The sequence below is a fragment of the Ruegeria sp. CE8 genome (genome assembly GCF_056537465.1).
Map to the genome: position 1 here is coordinate 207,696 of NZ_JBQFRP010000002.1, position 24,566 is coordinate 232,261.

Here is a 24,566-nt window from a genome sequence, read left to right on the forward strand (position 1 = left end):
CCAGATCAACGAACCGGGCGCAGAGGATACAGGCAATGACTCAATACGCAGCGATCATGTTGGCAGCCGGGATCGGTGTCCCGATTCTGGCGGCGCTGAATGCGGCTCTGGGCAAGCTGATCGGGTCGCCCACCACTGCAGCGGTGATCCTGTTTGCCATCGCGTTCATCGCTTCGGCGCTGGTCATGCTGCTGTTTCCGGGCATGGAGGCTTTGTCGAAGGTGGGCCAAGCGCCGAAACACCTGCTTTTGGCCGGCGTCTTGATTGCGTTCTACGTTCTGTCCATCACACATGTCGCGCCACATTTCGGCGTCGGCAACGCAGTGTTCTTTGTTTTGCTGGGGCAACTGATCAGCACGGCGGCCATTGATCACTTTGGCCTGTTTGGCGCTCAGATCACGCCGCTGACCTGGATCCGCGCCGGGGGCATCGCAGTGATGGCCGTCGGGGTCGCCATTACTCAACTGGCCTGAGCATACCCGCTTCAAGCCGCAGCTTTCGGTCCATCCGCGCCGCAAGGTCCATGTTGTGCGTCGCGATCAGCGCCGAAAGCCCCTCGTCCCGGACCAGCGCCATCAGGGCATCAAACACCTGATCAGACGTTTCAGGGTCCAGATTGCCAGTCGGTTCATCCGCCAACAGAATGCGCGGCTCGTTGGCCAAGGCCCGACAAAAAGCCACCCGCTGCTGCTCGCCACCTGACAACGCGGCAGGGCGGTGGTCCGCGCGTGCTGCGACGCCAACACGGTCCAACAACGTCATTGCCCTTGCTTGCGCGGTTTTCTCGGAGATACCGTTGGCCAGTTGCGGCAGAGTGATGTTTTCGAGCGCGGTGAATTCAGGCAGCAAGTGGTGGAACTGGTACACAAACCCCACATCCTGCCGCCGCAGAGCGGTACGCGTCCTGTCGCCCCTGCCCGCCACATTCTGACCCGAAATCTCCACCGACCCGTTGTCCGGAGTGTCCAGCAACCCAGCGATGTGCAACAGCGTCGACTTACCTGCACCGGACGGCGCCACCAAGGCCACCGCCTCGCCAGCGCGAAGTTCCAAGTCGACACCGCGTAACACCTGAACCTCGCCGGGTGTGCCTTTAAGATAGGTTTTGGTCAGGCCATCCAACCGCATCGTCACATCATTCATAGCGCAGCGCCTCAACCGGATTCATCCGCGCCGCGCGACGGGCGGGGAAATAGGTGACAAAGAAGGACAGCCCCAGCGACAATCCGATTGCCTTGAGAACGTCTGTCAGGTGCAACTCAGCCGGCAGGGAATAAATACCGCGAATGGACGGGTCCCATACTCCACCACCCATAACATAGTTCACGAACGAGAAAATCGGATCGATATAGATTGCAAACAGACAACCCAGGATCACCCCGATCGCCGTGCCGATGATCCCGGTGAATGCCCCACAGATGAAAAAGACCCGCAGAACGGAACCTTCGCTCAACCCGATGGTGCGGAGGATGCCAATGTCCCGCCCCTTGTTCTTGACCAGCATGATCAGGCCGGAAACGATATTCATCGCGGCGATCAAGACAAGGATCGACAGGATGATGAACATCACATTGTCCTCAACTTCCAGCGCCCGCAGGAACCCGCCCGAGGCGTCCTTCCATGTCCAGATCTGACTGCGCGGGCCCGCAGCCTCGAGGATCGGGATCAGGACGGGATTCATCTCCTCGGGTCGTTCGACCATCACTTCGATTTCGTCAGCTACACCTTCGCGATTGAAAAAGGCCTGGGCCTGTTCGAACGGCATGTAAACGCGGGTCCGGTCGATGTCATATCGCCCCGCTGAGAAAACGTAGACTACGCGATAAGCGTTTACGCGCGGGGAAGTACCAAAGGCGGTCTTTACTCCGTTGGGTGATGTCAGTTTGACCGTGTCACCAACTGTCGCACCAATGCTGCGGGCCACACCAGACCCGATGGCAATCACATCTTCGCCGTTCTGAAACTGAGACAGGTCACCGACAGCCTGTTCGCTTTCCGCTACGCCCGGCAGATCACGCAGGTCGTCGGGTTGAATACCAAACACCTCGACCCCGCTGCTGCGGTCGCGATTGGTGATCAGGACCTGGCCTTTGACCAGAGGGGCTGCACGTTCCACACCGGGAACCTGCGCAATTCGGGTAGTCATTTCTTCGTAGTCCGCGATCCTACGGTCCACGCGCCCCTGTGCGTCAAACTCGCCAGCAGAATAGACCGTCACATGCGCGTTGGCGCCCAGAATGGTGCCCACAAATTCAGACCGGAACCCCGATCTGACGGCCAAAGTGGCAATCAGCGCAAAAACGGCCAACGTGATCCCGACAAGGGAAATCCACGTCATAACGCTGACGCCACCCTCGGCGCGACGGGCGCGCAGGTAACGCCAGGCGATTTTCCATTCAAAGGGGGCAAAGGGCGGGGGTGTTTTGGCCATGCTTGTTCCGGTTGCTTTGTTGACGCGACCCTTTCGGCATTTCACCAGATGGTCAACCCGGTAGTCGGCCCCGTCGGTCCCGCCGTGCGGATTAGCACCTGTTCTCCGCCTCACGGGTCGGGGCCGCCTGGTCCGGTCCCGCTGGAAATCGCGAAGGCCAGGCAGTGCATCGCGCCATGTCATAGACGCAAGAGCTGCAATTTTCAGGCGATTGCCTTCATGGATGGTGGTCTTAGGTCAGAGATTTCCACCTTGTCCAATTCACGTCAAAGCTCGGAATCTGCGAATCAGTCGTGCCCTGGGTCGAACATGCATTCGAACTAAAAGGAGATCGCCCGCCAACCGAATACACCATCGGTTGTGACGCTCTTCACAGACAGCTGGATATTGTTTCATGTATGAAGTCAATGTGAGCACGGCGAGGCAAACTGAACTCAAAATGCAACATTTTAGACGCAACTTTATTTCGCTTTTTGCTTATTTTTGGAAATTTTGTCACCCTTATTACGGGGGAATACATTTTTAGAGCGGGGGTCGCTCATGAGTATTCGAATTGAATCAGAACTACCGGACACTATTTCGGTCCGACAAATATCAACAGAACTGGATTGTGAATCCGCAGCCTTGCTGCGTGCAACGATACTTCCGATCTTTGCCAGCGCTGCAAGCTGGGCGGGTCTGACGGGCATCCTGAACGACAAGGGTTATGGTCTTGTCTTCCGGGATGGACGGATGTGCATCACGGACAACCTGACCGGAGACCGGGTTTGCGGACTGCGCTTTCTGGGCCTTGAATTCAAGGAACTGGTCCGGAGGTTAGGACGTCCGATCGTGGTCGCGCGAGGTCAGCAAGCTGACGGAGACATTCTGACAGCCCGTCCGACGGCGGGCCGCGCCTAGTAGCTGCGCCAGAACTGAACAGACCGGCGCATGGTCTTCCACAAGCTGTGGCGTGCGGCTGCTTTGATTGCGTCCGATGTACCGGGCTTTAACAATCGTTCCAGGATCAAAGGCGCGGGCATGTGGCCGCGCCGGAAGAACCGGAAGAAGTCTTCCGGCGTCAGGTCGTGGGCCGCTTTGAACCCTTCGTAGTATTTCATCCAGACACGGGCGTAATCTTCGGCGGTTATTACAATGTCGCTGGTCACTCCCCTGCCCCAGAACATGGAAATCGGGTCGTCCGTGCGTTCGCTTTGATACCCTTCGGTCAATAACCGCAACATCAGATCGTAATCGGCAGCAACGCGAAACTGCGTGTCGTGCCCGCCCAGAGCGAGGAACACATCCCGTTTCAACAGCACTGAATTATGGCAGAATGGCATCCGCTGCAGGATCGCTGTCAGCGACATCCGCTTTTCTCGGGTTTCCGATCCGTCCTCGTACCGCCGCAAGGTCGAGCCATAGAGGAAATCCGGCCGGGTTGCCTCAAGCCGATCGGCGACGGTGTTCAAGATGTCATCGGACGCCAAGGAATCATCCGAGTTCAGGAACAGCAGGTATTCCCCGTGTGCGGCCTGCGCCCCCTTGTTCATGGCATCATACAAACCAGAATCCGGTTCGCTGATCAGACGGGTGCGTGGAGCATCCGCAGTCAATTCCTGCAGAAACTCCACAGTCCCATCGGTCGAAGCGCCGTCCTGAATAATGTGCTCAGCCCGGACACAGCCCTGGCGCGCCATGCAATCGATCACCTCGCGAAAGCTATCCTGCCGCCCTTGCGACAGCAGGTTGTAGGTCGCAGTGATGACCGAGATCAGCGGCGCGCCGATTGGGTCAGCCGATGCGCTCATAGATCTCGGCGATCTTGGTGACGGCGGCCTCGGGGCTCAGCTCTTCGCTTTCGCCGGTGCGACGGCTTGTCAGTTCAACCACCCCGTTCTTCAGACCGCGCGGACCAACCGTGATGCGCCATGGCAGACCGATCAGGTCCATGGTGGCGAACTTGCCCCCGGCCCTTTCGTTGCGATCATCGTAAAGCGGCTCGAGCCCCAGAGCAGTCAGCGCGCCGTAGATCTTGTCGCAGGCTGCGTCGGCCTCGTCATCACCCTGTTTCAGGTTGACGATCCCGCAATGGAACGGAGTTACGCCTTCCGGCCAGATGATACCTTTGTCGTCATGGCTGGCCTCGATGATCGCGCCGACCAGACGGCTGACGCCGATACCGTGGCTGCCCATGTGAACCGGCGTCGGCTTGCCATCCGGGCCTTGAACAGTTGCGCCCATGGCCTCGGAATACTTGGTACCGAAATAGAAGATCTGGCCAACCTCGATCCCGCGCGCCACGCGGCGACGCTCTTCCGGGATCTGGTTGAACAGCACCTCGTCATGAGTTTCATCTGTACGAGCATATTTCGAAGTGAATTCTTCCAGGATCGCCTGACACTGCGCGCGGTCATCATAATCGATCTGACGATCACCAAAGGTCAAGTCGGTGACTGCACTGTCGTAAAACACCTCGGACTCACCGGTATCGGCCAGCACGAGGAATTCGTGCGTATTGTCGCCACCGATGGGGCCGGAGTCGGCGCGCATTGGCAGGGCCTGCAGGCCCATACGCTCATAGGTGCGCAGATAAGTGACCAGATGACGGTTATAGGCGTGCAGCGCATCCTCTTTGGTCAGGTCGAAATTGTATCCGTCCTTCATATAGAACTCACGACCACGCATCACGCCGAAGCGGGGGCGGATCTCATCGCGGAATTTCCACTGGATCTGGTAAAGCGTCAACGGCAGGTCCTTGTAGCTGTTGACGTGGCCGCGGAAGATGTCGGTCACCAGTTCTTCGGCGGTCGGCGTGAACAGCATATCGCGGTCATGCCGGTCTTTCATACGCAGCATTTCCTGACCGTAGTCATCATAGCGACCGGATTCGCGCCACAGGTCCGCCGATTGAATGATGGGCATCTGGATCGCAATATGGCCAGCGCGCGCCTGCTCTTCATGGATGATGTTTTCCAGCTTGCGCAGAACCTTGAAGCCCAGCGGAAGCCACGAATAGATCCCGGCAGACGCTTGCTTGATCATCCCGGCACGCAGCATCAGCCGGTGGCTGACGATCTGGGCCTCGGAGGGGTTTTCCTTGAGAACGGGCAGAAAGTAACGGCTGAGGCGCATTTTGAACCTTTAAAGGTGAATTCGGACTTCAAAGGTCATTATTCCAAAGCCCCGCTGGGGGCAATCGGCCAATGGTAATTTTGCGACCCCAAGTCAGTCGGATTTTTGATTGACCCGCCAGTCAGGGTTTTCAATTGTGACTGAAATGTAAATTCCAGGGGGCACCCATGCAGACCATTCAGGAACCCGCTCGTCATATCCCTGTCGTCCACCAAACGGACGTTCTGGTCGTAGGCTCCGGCCCCGCCGGATTGGCCGCCGCGTTGGCAGCCGCGCGCGCGGGGGCCGAGGTGTCTCTGGTCGACCGGTTCGGCTGCATGGGTGGCAACATCACCGCCGTTGGCGTCGAAGGATTCGCCTGGTACCGGCACGAACAAACGGTCGAGGCCGGCGGTATTGGTATGGAGTTCGAAAACCGCGCCAAGGAAATGGGCGCTGCTGTGCCCGAAAGCCAGTCGCTGAGTTATGAGTTGGACAGCGAAGGGTTCAAACTGGTTGCCGACAAACTGGTCGAAGAGGCAGGCGTCCACCCGATGCTGCACCGGCAGTTCGTCGCTCCGATCATGGAGGGCGACCGGATCACCGGCATCATCACAGAGTCCAAGGCAGGGCGCGAGGCGATTTTGGCCAAGGTCGTGATCGACGCCACCGGAGACGCAGACGTCGCCCACCGCGCAGGTGCGCCGACCCACAAAACTGCCCGCGAAGACATGATGGCGGCCTCGGTCATGTTCCATCTGGCCGGTGTCGACAAGCGCGCCTTTATGGAGGGCGTAAAGGCCGACCCGCAAACCTATAAAGATTGGGGCGGTGGCGGCGAGTGGAACATTGAGACCTCGGGCAAAGAGGACGATATGTTCTCACCCTTCGTGCACAAGCCCTTCCAGCAGGCCATTGATGAGGGGTTGATCCCACCGCATCTGAACACCATCGCAGGCACATGGGGCGCGATGCACGATACGGGTGAACTGACCTATATGAACCTCATCCATCTGGCCGAGGTCGACGGCACAGACCCCGATAGCCTGACACGGGGCGAGATTGAGGGCCGCCGTCAGTCGATGCTTGCCATTGAGGCGCTGCGCCGGTTCATGCCCGGTTGTGAAAACGCACGGCTGCGGAACTTTGGGATGACTATCGGCATCCGCGACACCCGCAAGATCGACGCAGTCTACAACATGACCGAAGATGACGCTCGCCATCAGGGCCGGTTCGAGGATACGATCGGCATTTACCCCGAATTCATCGATGGATATGGCATCCTGATCCTGCCGACCACCGGGCGGTACATGCAGGTGCCCTATCGCTCGATGTTGCCCAAAGGTGTCAAAGGGCTGCTGGTCGCTGGCCGCTCGCACGGTGCGGATAGGGTTGCCCACGCAGCGACACGTAACATGGCCTGCTGCGCGGTCATGGGTCAGGGCGCGGGTATCGCAGCGGCGCTGTCGCTGAAAAGCAATCAGGAGCTGCACAAGCTGAACCTTGCCCCAGTCCATGCAGAGCTGGACCGCCAAGGCGTGAGGATTCACTGATGCAAACAATTCCTACGATCGACATTTCTCCGCTCAACGACGCTTCGCACCCGGATCACGGTGCTACGGTCCGGAGAATCCTTGATGCGTGCACCGATATCGGATTCCTGTCCATCACCGGCACCGGTGTTTCGCAGGAAACCGTCGATGAGGTGCGTGCCAAGGCTCGGGCGATCTTTGACATCGGCGAACAGAGCAAGTGGGATCAGGCCATCACCCGCGACAACTATCGCGGTTACATTCCGATGGGGTTTTTCACTCCAAACGACGGCTCGGGCAAAGCGGACAAATACGAAGGCTACAAGCTGCATTTCGATGTGCCCGAGGAAGCCTCGGTGCGTCAGGACTGCGCGCTCTATGGCCCGAACCTCTGGCCGAACGAAGTGCCCGAGGCGCGGGATGTTATTCTGGATTATTGGGTGCAACTGGACCGGGTGACGGACTTGCTGTTGGGCGCACTGGAGATCGGTCTGGACCTGAAGCCGAACGTCTTGAGTGACGCCTTCGTCACACCAATGACCAACATGACGTTGCTGCACTACCCTCCGCAGGCTCCGGACGAGGAAGGGTTCGGCATTCATCCGCACAAAGACACGGACGCTCTGACCATCATCGCGCCGGACCCTGTCGGTGGACTTGAGGTACAAACCCGCGACGGCGGCTGGATCACTCCGGATTGTCCGCCCGGCGGGTTTGTCGTCAATATCGGTGACATGCTCGAATTGTGGTCGGGCGGCCGGTTGAAATCCACACCCCATCGGGTGGTCAACACATCAGGCAAAGAGCGCTACTCTTTCCCCTATTTCGCGGTTCCACGTCACGACGTTGTCGTAGCGCCGCTGCTGACACCTGTGCCCGGTTTTGACCGGCCGTCAGTTCACTGCGGGCATTGGTCGGCCGAAATCTGGCGCACCAACTGGCCGGACGAAACCGCCACCGCCGACACCCCGGAGCTTGGCACTCTAAGCTCCTGAGGTCTGGAAAACCCCACGCATGAACCGCTTGCATCACAGGGCCGCATAAGCCAAGAACACCGGTAAAAGCCAAGAACAAGGGGACACGCATGGCCTTGCCGGTAAAGGATCAACTCAGATACTGGGGCATTGCCGCTGCAATTTTTGTGCTTTGCTTGTGGGCACTTGGAGACGTTCTGCTGCCGTTCGTGATCGGCGGCGCCATCGCCTATTTCCTTGATCCGGTTGCGGACCGGCTGGAAAACCTCGGTCTGTCACGCATGGCGGCCACCGCGATCATCACAGTTGTCGGCATCCTGAGTTTTGCCCTGATGATCCTGATGGTGGTGCCAGCCCTGATCACTCAGTTGATCGAGCTGGTCGAGGTCATGCCCAGCCTGTTCCAACAACTGCGCGGCTTCATTGAACAACAGTTTCCATCCCTTTTGGATCGCGAGTCCAATTCGCATCAGGCTCTGGTGTCGCTGGGCGAGACGCTGAAATCCAAGACAGGCGACGTTCTGCAATCCGTTGCAGCCTCGGTAGGGTCCGCGATCAATGTGGTCGTTCTGCTGGTTATCGTTCCGGTCGTGGCCGTCTACATGCTGCTGGATTGGGATCGCATGATCGCCCGCATCGGAGAGCTGCTGCCGCGCGACCACGCCCCCACGATCAAACGTCTGGCCGGAGAAATTGACGCCGTTCTGGCCTCATTCGTTCGCGGCATGGGCACTGTCTGCCTGATCCTCGGCACGTACTACGCCGTGGCGCTGATGGCTGTCGGCCTGCAATTCGGATTGATTGTCGGATTTATTGCCGGGCTGGTCACGTTCATCCCTTACCTCGGGGCGCTTATCGGCGGCACGCTGGCCATCGGTCTGGCTCTGTTCCAGTTCTGGGGAGATTGGGCGTATATTGGTCTGGTTGCCGGTATCTTTGCGCTGGGTCAAGTGGCCGAGGGCAATTTCCTGACGCCGAAACTTGTTGGAAACTCAGTTGGCCTGCACCCTGTCTGGTTGCTGCTGGCCCTGTCGGTCTTTGGAGCGTTGTTCGGCTTTGTCGGGATGCTGGTTGCCGTTCCCGTCGCTGCGGCACTGGGCGTGATCGCGCGGTTTGGTACATCGGTCTACCTCGATAGCCGCCTGTATACTGGCCTTGAAAGCGCGGACCGGGAAGATTCCTAATGGCCCTTCAACTGAGCTTTGACCTTCCGGCCAAGACGGCGCTGGGGCGTGAGGATTTTTTTGTATCGCCTGCGAATGCCTTGGCCGTCGCAATGATCTCGGCCACCTCCTGGCCGGGCAACAAACTGGTACTGAGCGGCCCCGCCGGCGCAGGAAAAACCCATCTGGCCCATGTCTGGGCGGCGGAAACCGGTGGGCGGATCATTCAGGCCTCAGACGTCAGATACGACGATGTCCCCAGCCTCGCTGGTACCGCGGTGGCGGTGGAAGACGTACCGATGGTCGCTGGTGATCCCGAACAGCAAAAGACGCTGTTTCACCTGCACAACCTTGTGCTGGCAGAAGGAAACGCCCTGCTGATGACCGGACGGCTTGCGCCCAAATTCTGGCAATTGCCATTGCCGGACTTGCAAAGCCGGATCGAAGGCGCGCATCATGTGGCGCTTGATCCACCGGATGACGCCCTGCTGGGTGCGGTTTTGGCCAAGCTGTTCGTGGACCGGCAATTGAACCCCAGCCCCGACGTGATCGCCTATCTGGTCAAACATATGGACCGGCGCTTTGAAACGGCGGCGAGCGTCGTGGCGCAACTTGACCAGCTTGCCCTGTCGGAGAAACGCGACATAACCCGTGCGCTGGCAGTGCGTGTTCTGAACGCGGATTTGGACGATGTCTAATCTGGTAATTGACCCGCAACCGGTCATCTCGCATTCTGCACCCGGAATACCTGGAAGTGACATGGATCAGACTGTCGAAACCGAAATCCCTGACTGGGGGCCGTTCGGCAAGCCCCTCTTCGACGATCCCGAAGCGCGAGCCTTGTCGCGCGTGGGCGTGGTCGATGTCGGATCGAACTCGGTCCGGATGGTCATCTTTGACGGCGCGGCGCGATCACCGGCTTACTTCTACAATGAAAAGGTGATGTGCGAGCTGGGTGCTGGCTTGTCGGATACCGGGCACCTCAACCCGCTTGGCCGCAAACGCGCACTGGCGGCGTTGCGACGGTTTGCCCGGCTGTCTGACGATCTGGGCCTGCCCGGCTTGCATGTCGTTGCAACTGCCGCGGTACGCGAAGCCAAGGACGGCCCTGAGTTTTGCGACGAGGTCAAAGCCGAAACCGGCCTGACCGTTTCCGTCGTCAACGGCGACGAAGAGGCCCGCCTGTCGGCGCAGGGTGTCTTGCTGGGCTGGCCCGGCGCGTATGGTCTGATCTGCGACATCGGCGGGTCATCCATGGAACTTGCCGAAATTGGAGACGGTGATGTCGGGCGGCGTGTGACCTCGGCGCTGGGTCCCCTGAAACTGCGGGACATCAAAGGCGGACGTCGGGCGCGCAAGGCTCACATCAAAGCCACGATGGAGAATCTGCGCGATCAGATGGGGCCGCAACGCGACCGGCTGTTCCTTGTGGGCGGTAGTTGGCGAGCCTTTGCGCGACTGGACATGCTGCGCCGGGGGTATCCCCTGAACGTACTGCATGAATACCGCATGACCACAAAACAGGTGCGCGAGACCATCAAGCTCATTGAAAAGGGTGATCCGGATAAGCTGCGCAGTCAGGCCGGGGTGTCAGGGTCACGGATGGCACTGATGCCCTATGCGATGGACGTCCTGGCGCGATTGATCCGCACGTTCAAACCCAAGGATATCGCAATCTCAAGCTATGGTATCCGCGAAGGGTTGCTGTATGAGCAGATGCCGCAGAACCTGCGAGACTGCGACCCGCTGATCGAGGCAAGCAGATTTTCCGAAGCCAAGGATTCCCGTTTACCCGGCTTTGGCAAACACCTGTTCGATTTCGTCATGCCGCTGTTCAAGTCTGCCCCGCCCGCGCGTGTGCGCCTGGTGAAAGCGGCCTGCCTTTTGCATGATGTCAGTTGGCGTGCCCATCCCGACTATCGGGCCGAGGTCTGCTTTGACAACGTGACGCGCGCCAATCTGGGTGGCCTGAAACACTCGGAGCGGGTCTTTATCGGGCTGGCGTTGCAACACCGATACCGAAACAAGCGCGAAGGCAACCGATTTGCCCCGCTCTACGAACTGCTAGACGAGAAAGACCAGAAACAGGCCGAGATATTGGGTAAGGCGATGCGGTTTGGTGCCATGTTGTGGATGAAAAACGACGCCAAAATGGGAACGTTGAAATTCTATCCCAAAAAGCGGCAGCTTGAGCTGTTTCTGCCCACTGCGGCAAGCCCCTTGTTCAGCGAGGTCGCCGTGGCGCGGTTGAATTCACTGGCCAGCGCACTGAAATCAGAGACCCGCGTCATCATCCGGGACTAAACCTCAGATTTCGATCTCGCCCTCGGGCGCGCTTTCAGGCAATTCCGGCTGCACATCGGGGTCCTGAGGGGGCTTCTTTCGAATAATGATATCACCGTTGGGTAAGATCTCGGGCGCTTCATAGGCGCTCCAATCCTGAATTTCACCCGCCAGATCGGCCAAGGCGGGCCCCATTTCCGCGATAAATGACTGCATGGCCGGGCCGAATTGGTCCGCAAGCCCAAGAAGATCTTCCAGAGCGGGTTCCATCTCTTGCCGCAGGCCCTCAAAGAACAACTCGGCCCCCTGCTCCATAAGGGATTTGCTCCCCTCTTCCTCGGCAGAGGCAGGATTGACCATAGCCACGGTCAGCGCGCAAATGGGGATGAGATGTTTCATTTCTAAAATATAGAGCACCTGAAACGCGGTTGGAAGATCACAGCTCGATATCCAGAGTTACAGGGAAATGGTCAGACGCCGTAAGCAATGCCTCATGCAACTCCCGCGCGCCACGGCAGGCCGGATCGCGAAATGGATGCCAAATGCGCCAATCCGGGCGACGCCCCTTTAACCCGTCGCTGATCATGATGTAGTCCAACAACGCCTCAAGGTACCCGCGATCTTCCGCGCGATAAAAACGCGCCGTCGAAGGGCGGTCGCCCGTTTCTGATCCGAAAGCCGTTTCCGCGTGGGGATCGAATAATCCTGATTGCAACAGAATTTCGACCGATGAGCGACCGAACAGGTTCTCGAATTCGTCCAGCCCCGGACCGTCGTTCAGATCACCCAGCAAGATCACCTGTTCACCATCCGCAAGATGTGCTTTGACCCGTCTGCCCAGCCAGATGGCTTGCGCCAACTGTTTCCGGCGATTGGCGATCGAGATACGGATCGCCTCATCTCGGGATTCCGCCCCATGAGGCGCTTTTGACTTCAGATGCGCGCCGATAAGGCGGAACCGTTCGCCCTCTTTGGTTTCGGCGGCCAGTTCCATCGGCGGCTTGGAAAACTGCACCTGATCCTCGGTCGCGTCGATATCAAGGTCGATATGAAAATCCTGATCGAAACGCGGGGCCCTTTGGCCTCCGTCTTTTGGATCCTGTCGCACTTTCAGAACGCGCGGATCGTATAGCAAGGCCAGTTCCTGATGCGTCTCATTGGCAAATCCCATCACAGCTTCGCTGGTACGCAGATCGAAAGCCTCGGCATAGTTTTGCAATGCCCGGACAGTGTTCTGAGATTTGCCAGTGTTTGGTGCTTCGACCACCAGCACAGCATCGGCATCGATCGCGGTAAGTACCTTGGCGATGGCCTCAATCTGCTGTGCTTTGGTGACATCGTGGCGCCCCGACCAACTGTCATCCACGATCAGTTCGTCATGACGGTCAAACAGATTGGCAAACCATTCGATGTTGTAGGTCGCCAGACGCATGCCTCAGGCCCGCGCGCCGTTGATTTCGTCCCAGGCGCGGTTGATGTCGATCATCTTTTTCTCGGCCAATCGAACGGCCTCTTCGGGGACACCACGCGCCAGCATCGCATCGGGGTGCGTTTCACGCACAAGTTGCCGCCAAACCTTGCGGATATCGGTCAGCGGCATGTCGCGCGGAACCCCAAGCACCGTATAGGGATCATTGGGCGCATCGGGCACGAAGCGCGCGCGCAGAGCCATGAACTGGGCATCGGTCTGGCCGAAAATCCGGCTGACCTCTTCGAGAAACTCGTTTTCGTTGGGATGATAAAACCCATCCGCCATCGCAATGTGGAATAACCCCTCCATCAAGTCGCAAAGTGTGGTGCTGTCCTCTGAGAACATACGTGCGATCTTGCGGGCATAGTCCTGATAGCCTGCGACGTCCGTGCGGGCCATGTTGAACACACGCGCGGCACCTTCTTCATCTTCGCGGGCGATCTGGAAAACGTCGCGAAATGCCGTGACCTCATCCCGCGTCACCTGGCCATCCGCCTTGGCCATTTTTGCGCCCAGCGCGATCACAGCGATGGTGAACGCCACGGACCGTTCAGGCGGCGAGCGCAGTTTTTCGAAGACAGCGGTCAGGCTTTCGCCCTGTGCAAGCGCGCTTAGCGCATCGGATATTCTGATCCAGATCGACATGCGCGCACCCTAGCGCCCCAAATCGCGCATGTCAGGTGCGACCAATCCGTCCTGGGCAAGAATTTTCTGCATCAGGACAAGGTCTAACCGTTTTCCCCACTTGAACCCGACCTCGGGCATGCGGCCAACTTCCGAAAAACCCAAGGCTGCGTGAAAAGAAACAGCATCCGGATTGGCAGAGGAAATACCAGCCACCAACACATGCACACCTTGTGCCCGTGCTGTCGCCTCGAGCTCCGTCATCAAAGCACGACCTGCGCCCTGCCCACGAGCCTCGGGTGCCAATTGGATCGTGTGCTCACTGCACTGCGCATACCCGGGTCCGGAACGAAACTGTGAATAGGTGGCAAACCCAAGAACCTGGCCGTTCGATTCGGCGACAAGATAGGCGGGTCCTCGGGCTTCGATATCGCTGGCAATGCTATCCACACTGCGTTCATCTGTGGTGAACGTCACATGCGTATCGCGGATGATCGCGTTGGTGATCGCGGCGATCTCATTGGCATCTGCGCCCCGGGCTTGCCTGATCCTCATTCCAGCACGCGCGGTCCGTGCGGTGTCTCGAACTCTGCCCGTAACGCAGCCGGGCCGGTATCGAACACCACGATCTCCAAATCACCTAAGAGTCGGGCCAGTTCCAAGGCGTCCGGGTGGAAGACCACAAGGCGCTGCAATCGGCAGCCACTATCCCGCAACATCTTCGCCGGATGCAAGTCTCCGTGCCACTGGATGAGCGCCGGGAACAGATTATCGAAAGGCAAACGACCATTCGGCGGCACCGCCATTTGCCAGCGCAATGCCCCTCGGGCCAGATCAATTGGGTGGCCGGCACCATCCGGGAAAACGGTAAGCGAGGCTTCGATATCCGACACCTGGCAAATCCAATTGGTCAGACGAGGCGAACCATTGAACCGATCAAGATCGAACCATCTGGTTCTTTGCGGGTTCGGAGCTTCCGGATCGATCGCGATTGCCTCAAGGTATAGACCGTCCCGCAGACCCAGCAACCGGTTATACGTCCCGAAGGTTTCGTGTTTGCCGCCGTCCTGCAGCGGCACACCCAACGCCTGTTCGATATGCGCCGATGCCTCTTCCAGCGTTTCGCCGGCAACGGCCAGATGATCCAGTAACACGCGCGCCCCTCCTATGGAAAACGACCAGACCCTAATGGATCTGGTCGCATGTTTTCGTCAAAGACACGGAACCACAAGGTTTTTCATCGAAAAACCCTTGGGCGATGTCAGCCCTTGGCTTCGCCGATAAGACGTAGGATGTCCTGCGCCGCCTCAGGAATGTTGGTGCCCGGACCAAAAATCGCTTTGACGCCGTGGTCGTAGAGGAACTGATAATCCTGCTGAGGGATCACCCCGCCGCAGATCACGATGATATCCTCGGCACCAGCCTTCTTCAGCTCCTCGACCAGTTGCGGCGCAAGCGTCTTGTGCCCTGCCGCCTGAGACGAGATGCCAATAACGTGAACGTCATTGTCCACCGCGTCCTGAGCAGCCTCGGCCGGGGTCTGGAACAGAGGCCCAACGTCCACGTCAAAGCCGATATCGGCAAAGGCTGTGGCAATAACCTTGGCACCCCGGTCGTGACCATCCTGACCCATCTTGACCACCAGCAGGCGGGGGCGACGGCCTTCGGCCTCGGCGAATTCTTCAATGGATTTCTGAATGGCAGCAAAACCTTCATCACCTTCGTAGGCCGCACCATAAACTCCTGCCAGGGTTTTCACCTCGGCGCGGTGACGGCCGAATTCCTTCTCCATTGCCATGCTGATCTCTCCTACGGATGCGCGGGCACGGGCGGCCTCGACGGCGGCGGCCAGCAGGTTTCCACCCTCGCGGGCAGTGGTGGTCAGAGCGTCCAATGCCTGTTGGCAGGCTGCTTCGTCCCGCGTTGCGCGGATACGTTCCAACCGCGCGACCTGAGCTTCGCGCACGGCTACGTTGTCGACGTCCAGAATGTCGATCGGGTCTTCCTGTTCCTTGCGGTACTTGTTGACGCCGACGATCACTTCGTCGCCCCGATCGATCATCGCCTGACGACGAGCGGCGCTTTCTTCAATGCGCAGCTTGGGCATGCCCGAGGCGACGGCCTTGGTCATACCGCCCATCTCCTCGACCTCTTCCATCAAGGCCCAGGCCTTTTCGATCAAATCGTTGGTCAGGCTTTCAACATAGTACGACCCCGCCAACGGATCGACCACATCGGTCACTCCAGTTTCCTCTTGCAGCACTAATTGCGTGTTCCGCGCAATACGGGCAGAAAAATCGGTGGGCAGCGCAATCGCTTCGTCCAGCGCGTTGGTGTGCAGCGACTGCGTACCGCCCAAAACAGCGCTCATCGCCTCATAGGCGGTGCGGATTACGTTGTTATAGGGGTCCTGTTCCTGCAGCGACACGCCCGACGTCTGGCAGTGAGTCCGCAGCATTTTGGAACGTTCGGATTTTGCACCAAAGTCAGTCATCACCCGATGCCACAGCGTGCGTGCGGCGCGCAGCTTGGCGATCTCCATGAAGAAGTTCATGCCGATGGCAAAGAAGAACGACAGACGGCCCGCGAACTTGTCGACGTCCATCCCGGCCTGCGTCGCGGCACGCACATATTCGCGCCCGTCGGCCAATGTATAGGCCAGCTCCTGCACAAGGTTCGCCCCGGCCTCTTGCATGTGATAGCCCGAGATCGAGATCGAGTTGAATTTCGGCATCTCGTTCGAGGTGAATTCAATGATGTCCGAGATGATCTTCATCGACGGCTCAGGCGGGTAGATATAGGTATTGCGCACCATGAATTCTTTCAGAATATCATTCTGAATGGTGCCGGACAGAACGGATTTGTCGTGCCCCTGCTCTTCGCCCGCAACGATGAAACTTGCCAGAATCGGAATCACCGCACCGTTCATCGTCATCGAGACCGATACTTTGTCCAGCGGAATGCCGTCGAACAGGATCTTCATGTCCTCGACACTGTCGATGGCCACGCCAGCCTTGCCCACGTCACCAACCACGCGCGGGTGATCGCTGTCGTAGCCGCGGTGCGTCGCCAGATCGAAAGCAACCGAGACACCTTGCTGGCCTGCCGCCAGGTTTCGGCGATAGAAGGCGTTCGATTCCTCGGCGGTTGAGAAACCGGCATATTGCCGAATGGTCCAGGGACGACCGGCATACATGGTTGCCTTCACCCCACGCGTGAACGGACCGAACCCCGGCAGCGACCCCATATGTGGCAGTTCAGCCGTGTCTTCCTGCGTATAGAGCGGTTTAACGTCGATGCCTTCCAGCGTCTCTTTGGTCAGGTCGTCCAACGGGCGACCGCGCAGCTCTTTCTCGGCCAGCGCTTGCCAGTCTTTCGTATCGGTCATTGCGATTTCCTTTTCTCAATTCGGTTCGCGCCGGGCCGCAGCCCGCGCGTTGTGATGTCCTGAGCCACCCGTTTCGGCGAGGGTGCGCGCACAAATTTGTGCGCCTTATGCATTTCGCCGGTCGCATTCACCGTCGCAGGGGCTATATTCAAACGAACAGGAGGCCCTATGACTCGAACGCTTGCCCTTGTTTTCTCGGCACTATTCCCGCTGTCCGCTTTGGCGGCAGATGGGGCTGCGCCCACTGGTGAAGAATTCGTCCGCCCCGCTGGTGACATCGAGCTGAGCGAATACTTGTGGATCAACCGACCCATCGTCGTTTTTGCCGACACCCCTGCAGACCCGAGGTTCCAGCAACAGATCGATATGCTGCTGGAAGGCGAAGAAGCCATGCGCGATCGGGATGTCGTTGTACTGACCGACACCGACCCATCGGCCCGTTCTCCGATCCGGTCACAGCTGCGTCCACGTGGGTTCCAGATGGTGTTCGTCGACAAGGATGGCGTGGTCAAACTGCGCAAGCCGTCCCCGTGGAGCGTGCGCGAGATCGGCCGTTCCATCGACAAGACGCCCCTGCGTGAGCGCGAAATTCGCGAACGGCGAGAAGGCGGCTGAACGCCTTCGCCACGCCCAAGCCCCTCGGCGCAGAACGCCGGGAAGCTTTGGGTATATGGCGAAAACGGGTTCATGATCACTCAAACTCGATGATCACGTCGTCCACGGCGAGGCTGTCGCCGGGACCTGCGTTTACCTTGGCCACAACACCCTTCTTCTCGGCGCGAAGGATGTTTTCCATCTTCATCGCCTCGACAGTGCAGAGCGCCTGCCCCTCCTGCACTTCCTGTCCGACTTCGACGTCGATCTTCACGATCAGACCGGGCATCGGGCACAGCAGCATTTTCGAAGTATCCGGCGGCAGCTTTTCGGGCATCAGTTTGGCCAGTTCCGCCTGACGCGGACGGCGCACATGCACCTTCATATCCGCGCCCCGGTTGCGGATACGGAACCCGCCCGAGACCTTGCCAACCTTCAGAACCAGCGGGCTGCCATCGACATCCAGCACGGCCAATTGATCACCGGGTGTCCAGTCAGAAGCAACTCGCAGAGTTACACCGTCTTCGAATTTGACGGTTGCACCCTCTCTGTCGGCGTTGACCTGAACCGCGAAATCCTCACCCTGCAGCGTTACAACCCAGCGTTTGCCAACTTTGCGTTCGTGGTTGTCCATGCGACCCGAAACACGGGTCCGGCGGATTTCGGCAACACGGTGCATTGCGGCACAGGACGCTGCGATCCGGCGCAGGTCAGCCTCAGGCAAAGTGACACCGTCGAATCCGTCCGGGTATTCCTCGGCAATGAAGGCCGTGGTCATGTCGCCGCTGACGAACTTCGGGTGATCCATCACTGCGGACAGGAACGGCAGGTTGTGCCCAATGCCCTCGACCTCAAAACTGTCCAGCGCTACGCGCATGGCTTCTATCGCTTGCTCACGGGTCGGAGCCCATGTGCACAGCTTGGCGATCATCGGGTCATAGTACATGCTGATCTCGCCGCCTTCGTAGACGCCGGTGTCGTTGCGCACCGCGTGTTCGCCCTCGGGCGCCTCACCTTGCCATTTGCCATTCACCAGCAGCGGACCGGCGGCGACTTCCTGCGGTGGGCGATAACGGGTCAGACGACCGATCGACGGCAGGAAGTTGCGATAGGGATCTTCCGCGTAAAGGCGGTTTTCGATGGCCCAGCCGGTCAGCGTCACGTCGTCCTGCGAGATCGTCAGTTCTTCACCGGCAGCCACTCGGATCATCTGTTCAACCAGATCGACGCCGGTAATCAGCTCCGTCACCGGGTGCTCCACCTGCAGACGCGTGTTCATCTCGAGGAAGTAGAAGTTCTTTTCGCCATCGACGATAAACTCCACAGTACCCGCGCTGGCGTAGTTCACGGCCTTGGCCAGGGCCACTGCCTGTTCACCCATCGCTTTGCGGGTTTCCGGGTCGAGGAATGGCGACGGCGCCTCTTCTACAACCTTCTGGTTCCGACGCTGGATCGAACATTCACGCTCGCCCAGATAGATGCCGTTGCCATGACTGTCGCACAGAACCTGAATTTCGATGTGGCGCGGCTGAGTCACGAATTTCTCGATAAAGATCCGGTCATCGCCAAAGGAGTTCGCTGCTTCGTTCTTGGACGACTGGAACCCTTCGCGCGCTTCTTCATCGTTCCACGCGATCCGCATGCCTTTACCCCCGCCACCGGCGCTGGCCTTGATCATGACCGGATAGCCGATCTCATTGGAAATCCTGACAGCCTCGTCTGCGTCCTCGATCAGACCCATGTATCCGGGAACGGTCGAAACACCCGCCTCCTGCGCGATTTTTTTCGAGGTGATCTTGTCACCCATGCTTTCAATCGCCCCAACCGGCGGACCCACGAAGGCAACACCTTCGGCGTCCAGAGCCTCGGCGAATTTCGAGTTTTCAGACAGGAAGCCATAGCCGGGGTGCACGGCCTGCGCACCGCTTTGACGAATGGCATCCATGACCTTGTCGATCACGATGTAGGACTGATTTGCAGGCGGAGGCCCGATGTGAACGGCCTCGTCCGCCATGGACACATGCAACGCGTTCTTGTCCGCGTCCGAATAAATGGCGACGGTGCCGATACCCATCTTGCGGGCGGTCTTGATGACCCGGCAGGCGATTTCGCCCCGATTGGCGATCAGGATCTTGTTGAACATGGAACGTCCTTTGTCTTGGTGTTCTGAAAACGCAAAACGCCGCCGCAGAGAGCGTTCTCCACGACGGCGTTTCGCGCGATGACGGTCGGGGCGAAGCGCGCCCCGAAAAACCTGGTGTTACCTACAGTTGTTCTGCGTCTTGCAATACAAGACGTTGCCCGCTGCGCCGACCACCGCTCCAAAGAGCGGGTCGGAGTTGAGAACGGCTGCGCCCACCGCTCCTGCGCCGCCGCCCAGCAGTGCCTGTTCGCCAGTGGAGTCACCACAGGCGGCAAGGCCCGCACAGGTCGCCACTGCAAGGAAGAATTTCGAGATTCGCATGATATCTGCCCCTTTTGGATTCTTGATGCGTTCAGGGGCAGATGTCGGATTCTCGCCGTGTTATTCAATAACAGGCAGACCTGATCGATTTTTTGCGCAAGATTGTGCCGCTTTATGTCTGAAACGTGCGCAAAGAAAAACGCGGACAGGACTTTGCGAAAATCACAAGCCTGCCCGCGGAAGGAAGGGGTACGGAATAGTAGGTGCATGTGCGACGCAGGCAAAGTAGAGCCGCACGGCCCAATCACCATGCACGGTGTGGTTGCGGCTGCAAACCAGGATTCACAGCCTGCGATCTTTCCGGCTGGAATCTGCCCATCCCGTAAAATGTCGCGCAGATTTGCGCCGATCAGGGTCGACGAATATTCATGAACATTCGCCGATAACCCCGTCACATTACTGTTACAAATCGACTTCGATGCCGGGCTTTCTGCGCCTGCCACATCACATTCTGCGGGCGCAAAGAGCGGCAAAAAACCCTGCTGCTTCATGCGATTAAAATGCCGTTTCACTGGACGGTGATGTGAGCCTCTGATTTCTGCAAAACTTCTTGAGATTTTCGGGCGCGCCCGTCCCGTCCTCGTGATTTCCCTCAAATTCCCTTGCGTGAAACGGTGCTCCTGCACACTCGCACACAAGGAAACATCCACATGATTACAAAGAGAAAAACGGCACATTTGCTTGCCGTTTCCGCGCTTGGCCTGACCGGAACCACCGCTTTCGCTCAGGACGCGCAAACTCAAGCCGAGCTCGACGCCTTGCGCGCCCGTGTCGAAGCTTTGGAAGCCGAAAAACCGGGGGCCGGAACCGGTGACCTTCGAATCGGAAACACCACCCTCGATGTCTACGGGTATGTTAAGGCCGACTTTTTCTATGATTTTGATTTCGAGCTTGGGGATCTCGCCGACGCAACCAGAATTGGGGAACCCGCCAATGCGACAAGCGGCACCTTTGGTGCTACTGTGCGTCAGTCGCGCATCGGGCTTCTCACCAGCACACCTTCTGCCATCGGAGATATCTCTGGTCAGTTGGAGGTCGACTTGTTCGCCTCGGGCGGTGCCGCCGAGTTCCGCCTGCGACACGCCAACATCCGCATCGGCGACAACTGGTTGATCGGTCAGTATTGGACCAACTTCCAGCCGCTGGACACCTACCCGACGACCGTCGAATTCAACGGTCCTGTCGGTATCCCCTTCGCCCGCGTTCCGCAGGTGCGCTACACCAACACGATCGGTTCGAACACCACGTTTGCACTTTCGATCGAGGAAAACGTTGGCGGTTCTGACTCGAACGATCCGGTCCTGACCGGGGCCATCGAATTCAACGATGGCAAGTATATCGCCCGGGCTTCGGCTCTGTATGGCAAGGCGCAATCCGGGGATGTTGAAGTGGACCAGACCGGCTTCACTGTCTCGGCTGGTATCCGGCCCTGGGACGGTGGCCTGTTCCAGGTCAACTATGTCGACGGTGAGGCTTTGGGGCCATACCTGATCGCTGCAGGTGACGCTATCGTCAACGGTCAGGCCAATGACGTCGACGGCTTCACTGTGGAATTCCGTCAGGACATCGGCCAGAAATGGAATGTCGGCATTGCCTACGGAGAAGAGGATTACGACCTGCCGACCTCGACCGGAACATTGTCCTTTACCGAAGTTGAGACGGTCCACGTGAACGCCTTTTATCAGGCCACCGACAATCTGACGCTCAGCGCCGAGTACTTCTTTGGCGAGCGGAACGACGCCCCGACCGGACGAACATTTGACGGAAACCGGGTGCAGTTTGCGGCTCAGCTGAATTTCTGAACGCACATACCGGCCCTGCCCCGATGTGGGCAGGGTTCCGGATCGGGAGATCCCCAAACCTTTATGTGCGACAGCTGATTGCACGGTCAGCGCACCCCGTCGAAAATATCGGGAAAAGAAACCCGGCCCACATCCGGATCAATCACCAGCAGCGCATCATAACTGGCTGGATCAAACGGGTCTTCGGCCGGCACGACCTCGCGTTCGAACAGCCAGCTAAGGCGACCTGCATCCAGATTGCCGCGTTCAAAAGGCTGATCGCCGAAATGTGCCCACAGGGCTTCCATGAACGCCGCATCCGCCCGCTTGTCCGCGGGTTTACGATCGCGGAACCTGTCGCGCCGGGTCAGTGGCGTTACGCCTTTAGGGTTGGCCCGGCGAATGGTGAACTGAAAGTCCGTGCCCGGCAGGCGTCCGGGAAACCCGCGATGTTTCAGCATGTCGTCACCTCGCGATTGCCAGGATTTACAGGGATCGGATATCCACATCCGTCACAGGATGATGTCATGGCGCGCACCTCCAAAGCCGCGTAGCTGTTCAGAAACGTTCTGACAGAATGAAAAACCAGTTTCATGGTCAGAGCCCCTCCCAGATACACCGGGATTGTTCCAGCCGGTAGGCTTCAAAAAATTGGGTGGCATCGGGGGATGCGCGGCCAAACTCGATTGGTCGGTCGGATAGGGAAATGACCACGCGTGCAGGATCAAGCTCGTGCTTTGCCACGTACGCAACCGCAAGTGTTTGACACAGATGCTCCATATCGGCCGAGGCAACGTCATACCCGATCCGGCCAACCGTCGAGCCGATTTTCGGCGCAATAAACCGAAACCGAACCCACAGCTCACCGGGGTTGTTGTCCAGCAGAACGTCACTCAAGTGCACGGGTTGGCCAGATGGAACAGGCAGCAGGTTTTCTGTTTCTGCCAATACGGGGGAAACACATCCAATCAGGGAAAGAACAAAGGCGCGATCCCGGACCCACCGTAGGCAGGCTCCTCTCTCCGGGATCGCGCGCGCATGGCTTTTGGCCCGCGCTTTTCTATGTCCTATAAGATAGTTCATTTAGCAGTTGTGGCCTCAAAGTCAATTTTTTCCCCAATCAATCTGCCCTGACCGTTGTTCCAAGACGCCCCGGCCGGGCAGATCAATCGGCGTGTGCCCTTAAAGCGGAATGTTGTCGTGCTTTTTCCACGGGTTCTTCAGCTGCTTGTTGCGCAAGCTGGCAAAAGCCCGGGATACACGACGGCGGGTCGATTGCGGCATGATCACCTCATCGATAAAGCCACGCTCGGCTGCGACGAACGGGTTCGCAAACCGGTCCTCGTAATCCTGAGTGTGCTTTGCGATCTTCTCGGCATCGCCAAGGTCGGCACGGTGGATGATCTCGGTCGCGCCTTTCGCGCCCATCACGGCGATCTCGGCCGTGGGCCAAGCATAGTTGAAATCGCCGCGCAGGTGCTTCGACGCCATAACATCATATGCACCACCATAAGCCTTGCGGGTGATGACAGTGACTTTTGGAACCGTCGCTTCGCCATATGCAAACAATAGTTTGGCGCCGTGTTTAATAACTCCGCCGTATTCCTGCGATGTCCCCGGCAGGAAGCCCGGCACATCCACCAATGTCAGGATCGGGATTTCGAAACAGTCGCAAAAGCGCACGAAGCGCGCCGCTTTGCGAGAGCTGTCGATGTCCAGACAACCGGCCAGAACCATCGGCTGGTTTGCCACAACGCCTACTGTCTGCCCCTCAAGCCGGATGAACCCTGTGATGATGTTCTTGGCGTAGTCTTCCTGAATCTCGTAGAAGTCGCCCTCATCCGCCACCTTGGTGATGAGCTCCTTCATGTCGTAGGGCGTGTTCGGGTTGTCGGGAATCAGCGTATCCAGCGAGGTTTCGATCCGGTCGGGCTCATCAAAGAACGGACGCACCGGAGGTTTCTCACGGTTGTTGAGCGGCAGGAAATCAACAAGACGACGCACTTCTGCCAACGCTTCGACGTCATTTTCAAATGCGCCATCGGCGACCGAAGACTTTTTGGTGTGGGTCGATGCGCCGCCCAGCTCTTCGGCGGTGACAACCTCGTTGGTGACGGTCTTAACCACATCGGGGCCAGTCACGAACATGTAGGACGTGTCTTTGACCATGAAGATAAAGTCGGTCATCGCAGGGCTGTAAACCGCGCCGCCAGCACAGGGGCCCATAATCACGCTGATCTGCGGAACCACGCCCGATGCCATGATATTGCGTTGGAACACTTCGGCATAACCCGCCAGCGACGCCACGCCTTCCTGGATTCGCGCCCCGCCCGAGTCGTTGATGCCAATCACAGGGGCACCATTCTGGATCGCCATATCCATGATCTTGCAGATTTTCTGCGCATGCGTTTCCGAAAGCGAACCGCCGAACACAGTGAAATCCTGGCTGAACACATAGACCATACGGCCATTGATCGTGCCCCAGCCGGTGACAACTCCGTCGCCCGCAGGTTTCTGATTTTCCATCCCGAAATCGGTGCACCGATGGTTGACGAACATGTCGAACTCTTCAAAGCTGCCTTCGTCCACCAGCAGTTCGATCCGTTCGCGTGCAGTCAATTTGCCCCGCGCGTGTTGCGAGTCGATGCGCCTTTGTCCGCCCCCCAGCCGCGCGTCGTTGCGGCGGTCTTCTAGCTCGGAAAGGATGTCTTTCATAACGATGATCCCCTGTAAAATCTGGCGGGACATTATACGCTGAGGCACCCAGA

Annotated in this window: 24 protein-coding genes; 9 read left to right on the forward strand and 15 right to left on the reverse strand. The window is 58.4% G+C overall.

Annotated features, from left to right (window positions below):
- The first annotated feature begins 35 nt into the window (after positions 1–35).
- Positions 36–473, forward strand: coding sequence for a DMT family transporter (locus ACR0AA_RS03950; protein WP_480662510.1), 438 nt, complete (start codon positions 36–38; stop codon positions 471–473).
- Here the strand turns inward: ACR0AA_RS03950 and ACR0AA_RS03955 are convergent.
- Both ACR0AA_RS03955 and ACR0AA_RS03960 read right to left on the reverse strand, forming a co-directional pair.
- The gene (locus tag ACR0AA_RS03955; protein ID WP_480755484.1) at positions 457–1,143 is read right to left on the reverse strand and encodes an ABC transporter ATP-binding protein; all 687 of its coding nucleotides are present in this window, start codon (positions 1,141–1,143) and stop codon (positions 457–459) included. The genes ACR0AA_RS03950 and ACR0AA_RS03955 overlap by 17 nt on opposite strands.
- Positions 1,136–2,431: a lipoprotein-releasing ABC transporter permease subunit gene (locus ACR0AA_RS03960; RefSeq protein ID WP_480755485.1), complete on the reverse strand. Its 1,296-nt coding sequence runs from the start codon at positions 2,429–2,431 to the stop codon at positions 1,136–1,138. Before ACR0AA_RS03960 ends, ACR0AA_RS03955 begins: the two co-directional genes overlap by 8 nt.
- Before the next feature lie 540 nt (positions 2,432–2,971).
- Between ACR0AA_RS03960 and ACR0AA_RS03965 the strand changes: the two genes are divergently transcribed.
- Entirely contained in the window at positions 2,972–3,331 is a 360-nt protein-coding gene (locus ACR0AA_RS03965) for a hypothetical protein (RefSeq protein ID WP_480662504.1), read from the forward strand.
- Here the strand turns inward: ACR0AA_RS03965 and ACR0AA_RS03970 are convergent.
- Positions 3,328–4,221: a glycosyltransferase family 2 protein gene (locus ACR0AA_RS03970; RefSeq protein ID WP_480755486.1), complete on the reverse strand. Its 894-nt coding sequence runs from the start codon at positions 4,219–4,221 to the stop codon at positions 3,328–3,330. The genes ACR0AA_RS03965 and ACR0AA_RS03970 overlap by 4 nt on opposite strands.
- Positions 4,205–5,545: a proline--tRNA ligase gene (proS, locus tag ACR0AA_RS03975; protein WP_480662500.1), complete on the reverse strand. Its 1,341-nt coding sequence runs from the start codon at positions 5,543–5,545 to the stop codon at positions 4,205–4,207. Before proS ends, ACR0AA_RS03970 begins: the two co-directional genes overlap by 17 nt.
- A gap of 167 nt (positions 5,546–5,712) precedes the next feature.
- Here proS and ACR0AA_RS03980 point away from each other — a divergent pair, with 167 nt between their 5' ends.
- From ACR0AA_RS03980 to ACR0AA_RS04000, 5 genes are all read left to right on the forward strand, one after another.
- Positions 5,713–7,077, forward strand: coding sequence for an FAD-dependent oxidoreductase (locus tag ACR0AA_RS03980; RefSeq protein WP_480662499.1), 1,365 nt, complete (start codon positions 5,713–5,715; stop codon positions 7,075–7,077).
- Complete coding sequence (locus ACR0AA_RS03985) at positions 7,077–8,051, forward strand: isopenicillin N synthase family dioxygenase (protein ID WP_480662498.1); 975 nt, start codon at positions 7,077–7,079, stop codon at positions 8,049–8,051. Before ACR0AA_RS03980 ends, ACR0AA_RS03985 begins: the two co-directional genes overlap by 1 nt.
- 89 nt (positions 8,052–8,140) lie before the next feature.
- Positions 8,141–9,214: an AI-2E family transporter gene (locus ACR0AA_RS03990; RefSeq protein WP_480755487.1), complete on the forward strand. Its 1,074-nt coding sequence runs from the start codon at positions 8,141–8,143 to the stop codon at positions 9,212–9,214.
- A complete protein-coding gene (locus ACR0AA_RS03995; protein WP_480662494.1) occupies positions 9,214–9,891 on the forward strand; it encodes an HdaA/DnaA family protein in 678 nt (225 codons plus the stop codon). Before ACR0AA_RS03990 ends, ACR0AA_RS03995 begins: the two co-directional genes overlap by 1 nt.
- A 61-nt stretch (positions 9,892–9,952) precedes the next feature.
- Positions 9,953–11,497 carry a Ppx/GppA family phosphatase gene (locus tag ACR0AA_RS04000; RefSeq protein ID WP_480662880.1) on the forward strand — a complete coding sequence of 515 codons (1,545 nt, stop codon included), beginning with the start codon at positions 9,953–9,955 and terminating at the stop codon, positions 11,495–11,497.
- Between the two features lie 3 nt (positions 11,498–11,500).
- Here the strand turns inward: ACR0AA_RS04000 and ACR0AA_RS04005 are convergent, their stop codons facing one another.
- The 6 genes from ACR0AA_RS04005 to scpA form a co-directional block, all read right to left on the reverse strand.
- Complete coding sequence (locus ACR0AA_RS04005; protein WP_480662493.1) at positions 11,501–11,875, reverse strand: hypothetical protein; 375 nt, start codon at positions 11,873–11,875, stop codon at positions 11,501–11,503.
- A 37-nt stretch (positions 11,876–11,912) separates the two neighbouring features.
- A complete protein-coding gene (locus ACR0AA_RS04010) occupies positions 11,913–12,908 on the reverse strand; it encodes an endonuclease/exonuclease/phosphatase family protein (protein ID WP_480755488.1) in 996 nt (331 codons plus the stop codon).
- Positions 12,909–12,911: 3 nt separating this feature from the next.
- Positions 12,912–13,592 carry a TerB family tellurite resistance protein gene (locus ACR0AA_RS04015; protein ID WP_480755489.1) on the reverse strand — a complete coding sequence of 227 codons (681 nt, stop codon included), beginning with the start codon at positions 13,590–13,592 and terminating at the stop codon, positions 12,912–12,914.
- Between the two features lie 9 nt (positions 13,593–13,601).
- The gene (locus tag ACR0AA_RS04020; RefSeq protein ID WP_480755490.1) at positions 13,602–14,126 is read right to left on the reverse strand and encodes an N-acetyltransferase family protein; all 525 of its coding nucleotides are present in this window, start codon (positions 14,124–14,126) and stop codon (positions 13,602–13,604) included.
- On the reverse strand, positions 14,123–14,725 hold the full coding sequence (locus ACR0AA_RS04025; RefSeq protein ID WP_480662487.1) for a VOC family protein: 603 nt from the start codon (positions 14,723–14,725) through the stop codon (positions 14,123–14,125). Before ACR0AA_RS04025 ends, ACR0AA_RS04020 begins: the two co-directional genes overlap by 4 nt.
- 107 nt (positions 14,726–14,832) lie before the next feature.
- Positions 14,833–16,959 (reverse strand): methylmalonyl-CoA mutase, encoded by a 2,127-nt coding sequence (gene scpA / locus ACR0AA_RS04030; protein ID WP_480662485.1) that lies wholly within the window; start codon positions 16,957–16,959, stop codon positions 14,833–14,835.
- 168 nt (positions 16,960–17,127) lie between these two features.
- On the opposite strand from scpA, the gene ACR0AA_RS04035 reads away from it, so the two are divergent.
- Complete coding sequence (locus ACR0AA_RS04035; RefSeq protein ID WP_480662483.1) at positions 17,128–17,574, forward strand: DUF4174 domain-containing protein; 447 nt, start codon at positions 17,128–17,130, stop codon at positions 17,572–17,574.
- Between the two features lie 76 nt (positions 17,575–17,650).
- On the opposite strand, the gene ACR0AA_RS04040 is transcribed toward ACR0AA_RS04035, so the two are convergent.
- Both ACR0AA_RS04040 and ACR0AA_RS04045 read right to left on the reverse strand, forming a co-directional pair.
- Positions 17,651–19,696 (reverse strand): ATP-binding protein, encoded by a 2,046-nt coding sequence (locus tag ACR0AA_RS04040; protein WP_480662481.1) that lies wholly within the window; start codon positions 19,694–19,696, stop codon positions 17,651–17,653.
- A 117-nt stretch (positions 19,697–19,813) separates the two neighbouring features.
- Positions 19,814–20,017 carry a hypothetical protein gene (locus tag ACR0AA_RS04045; protein WP_480662480.1) on the reverse strand — a complete coding sequence of 68 codons (204 nt, stop codon included), beginning with the start codon at positions 20,015–20,017 and terminating at the stop codon, positions 19,814–19,816.
- 650 nt (positions 20,018–20,667) lie between these two features.
- Here ACR0AA_RS04045 and ACR0AA_RS04050 point away from each other — a divergent pair.
- On the forward strand, positions 20,668–21,819 hold the full coding sequence (locus tag ACR0AA_RS04050; RefSeq protein ID WP_480755491.1) for a DcaP family trimeric outer membrane transporter: 1,152 nt from the start codon (positions 20,668–20,670) through the stop codon (positions 21,817–21,819).
- An 86-nt stretch (positions 21,820–21,905) separates the two neighbouring features.
- Here ACR0AA_RS04050 and ACR0AA_RS04055 read toward each other — a convergent pair whose 3' ends face one another.
- The 3 genes from ACR0AA_RS04055 to ACR0AA_RS04065 all read right to left on the reverse strand — a co-directional run bounded on the left by ACR0AA_RS04055 (position 21,906) and on the right by ACR0AA_RS04065 (position 24,513).
- Positions 21,906–22,259, reverse strand: a complete 354-nt coding sequence (locus ACR0AA_RS04055; protein WP_480662476.1) for a hypothetical protein — start codon at positions 22,257–22,259, stop codon at positions 21,906–21,908.
- Between the two features lie 136 nt (positions 22,260–22,395).
- Positions 22,396–22,881, reverse strand: a complete 486-nt coding sequence (locus ACR0AA_RS04060) for a DUF6497 family protein (RefSeq protein WP_480662475.1) — start codon at positions 22,879–22,881, stop codon at positions 22,396–22,398.
- Between the two features lie 99 nt (positions 22,882–22,980).
- Positions 22,981–24,513, reverse strand: a complete 1,533-nt coding sequence (locus tag ACR0AA_RS04065; protein WP_480662473.1) for an acyl-CoA carboxylase subunit beta — start codon at positions 24,511–24,513, stop codon at positions 22,981–22,983.
- Positions 24,514–24,566: the final 53 nt, after the last annotated feature.

Excerpts from the sequence above, each read along its gene's own strand:
- ACR0AA_RS03990 (WP_480755487.1), top strand. The coding sequence starts at position 8,141 with ATGGCCTTGCCGGTAAAGGATCAACTCAGATACTGGGGCATTGCCGCT.
- ACR0AA_RS03965 (WP_480662504.1), top strand. The coding sequence starts at position 2,972 with ATGAGTATTCGAATTGAATCAGAACTACCGGACACTATTTCGGTCCGA.
- ACR0AA_RS03970 (WP_480755486.1), bottom strand. The coding sequence starts at position 4,221 with ATGAGCGCATCGGCTGACCCAATCGGCGCGCCGCTGATCTCGGTCATC.
- ACR0AA_RS04040 (WP_480662481.1), bottom strand. The coding sequence starts at position 19,696 with ATGTTCAACAAGATCCTGATCGCCAATCGGGGCGAAATCGCCTGCCGG.
- ACR0AA_RS03980 (WP_480662499.1), top strand. The coding sequence starts at position 5,713 with ATGCAGACCATTCAGGAACCCGCTCGTCATATCCCTGTCGTCCACCAA.
- ACR0AA_RS04020 (WP_480755490.1), bottom strand. The coding sequence starts at position 14,126 with ATGAGGATCAGGCAAGCCCGGGGCGCAGATGCCAATGAGATCGCCGCG.
- ACR0AA_RS04005 (WP_480662493.1), bottom strand. The coding sequence starts at position 11,875 with ATGAAACATCTCATCCCCATTTGCGCGCTGACCGTGGCTATGGTCAAT.
- ACR0AA_RS04060 (WP_480662475.1), bottom strand. The coding sequence starts at position 22,881 with ATGAACTATCTTATAGGACATAGAAAAGCGCGGGCCAAAAGCCATGCG.
- scpA (WP_480662485.1), bottom strand. The coding sequence starts at position 16,959 with ATGACCGATACGAAAGACTGGCAAGCGCTGGCCGAGAAAGAGCTGCGC.
- ACR0AA_RS04035 (WP_480662483.1), top strand. The coding sequence starts at position 17,128 with ATGACTCGAACGCTTGCCCTTGTTTTCTCGGCACTATTCCCGCTGTCC.
- ACR0AA_RS04010 (WP_480755488.1), bottom strand. The coding sequence starts at position 12,908 with ATGCGTCTGGCGACCTACAACATCGAATGGTTTGCCAATCTGTTTGAC.
- ACR0AA_RS04000 (WP_480662880.1), top strand. The coding sequence starts at position 9,953 with ATGGATCAGACTGTCGAAACCGAAATCCCTGACTGGGGGCCGTTCGGC.
- ACR0AA_RS03985 (WP_480662498.1), top strand. The coding sequence starts at position 7,077 with ATGCAAACAATTCCTACGATCGACATTTCTCCGCTCAACGACGCTTCG.
- ACR0AA_RS04050 (WP_480755491.1), top strand. The coding sequence starts at position 20,668 with ATGATTACAAAGAGAAAAACGGCACATTTGCTTGCCGTTTCCGCGCTT.
- ACR0AA_RS04015 (WP_480755489.1), bottom strand. The coding sequence starts at position 13,592 with ATGTCGATCTGGATCAGAATATCCGATGCGCTAAGCGCGCTTGCACAG.
- proS (WP_480662500.1), bottom strand. The coding sequence starts at position 5,545 with ATGCGCCTCAGCCGTTACTTTCTGCCCGTTCTCAAGGAAAACCCCTCC.
- ACR0AA_RS03950 (WP_480662510.1), top strand. The coding sequence starts at position 36 with ATGACTCAATACGCAGCGATCATGTTGGCAGCCGGGATCGGTGTCCCG.
- ACR0AA_RS03995 (WP_480662494.1), top strand. The coding sequence starts at position 9,214 with ATGGCCCTTCAACTGAGCTTTGACCTTCCGGCCAAGACGGCGCTGGGG.
- ACR0AA_RS04055 (WP_480662476.1), bottom strand. The coding sequence starts at position 22,259 with ATGCTGAAACATCGCGGGTTTCCCGGACGCCTGCCGGGCACGGACTTT.
- ACR0AA_RS03955 (WP_480755484.1), bottom strand. The coding sequence starts at position 1,143 with ATGAATGATGTGACGATGCGGTTGGATGGCCTGACCAAAACCTATCTT.
- ACR0AA_RS04045 (WP_480662480.1), bottom strand. The coding sequence starts at position 20,017 with ATGCGAATCTCGAAATTCTTCCTTGCAGTGGCGACCTGTGCGGGCCTT.
- ACR0AA_RS04065 (WP_480662473.1), bottom strand. The coding sequence starts at position 24,513 with ATGAAAGACATCCTTTCCGAGCTAGAAGACCGCCGCAACGACGCGCGG.
- ACR0AA_RS03960 (WP_480755485.1), bottom strand. The coding sequence starts at position 2,431 with ATGGCCAAAACACCCCCGCCCTTTGCCCCCTTTGAATGGAAAATCGCC.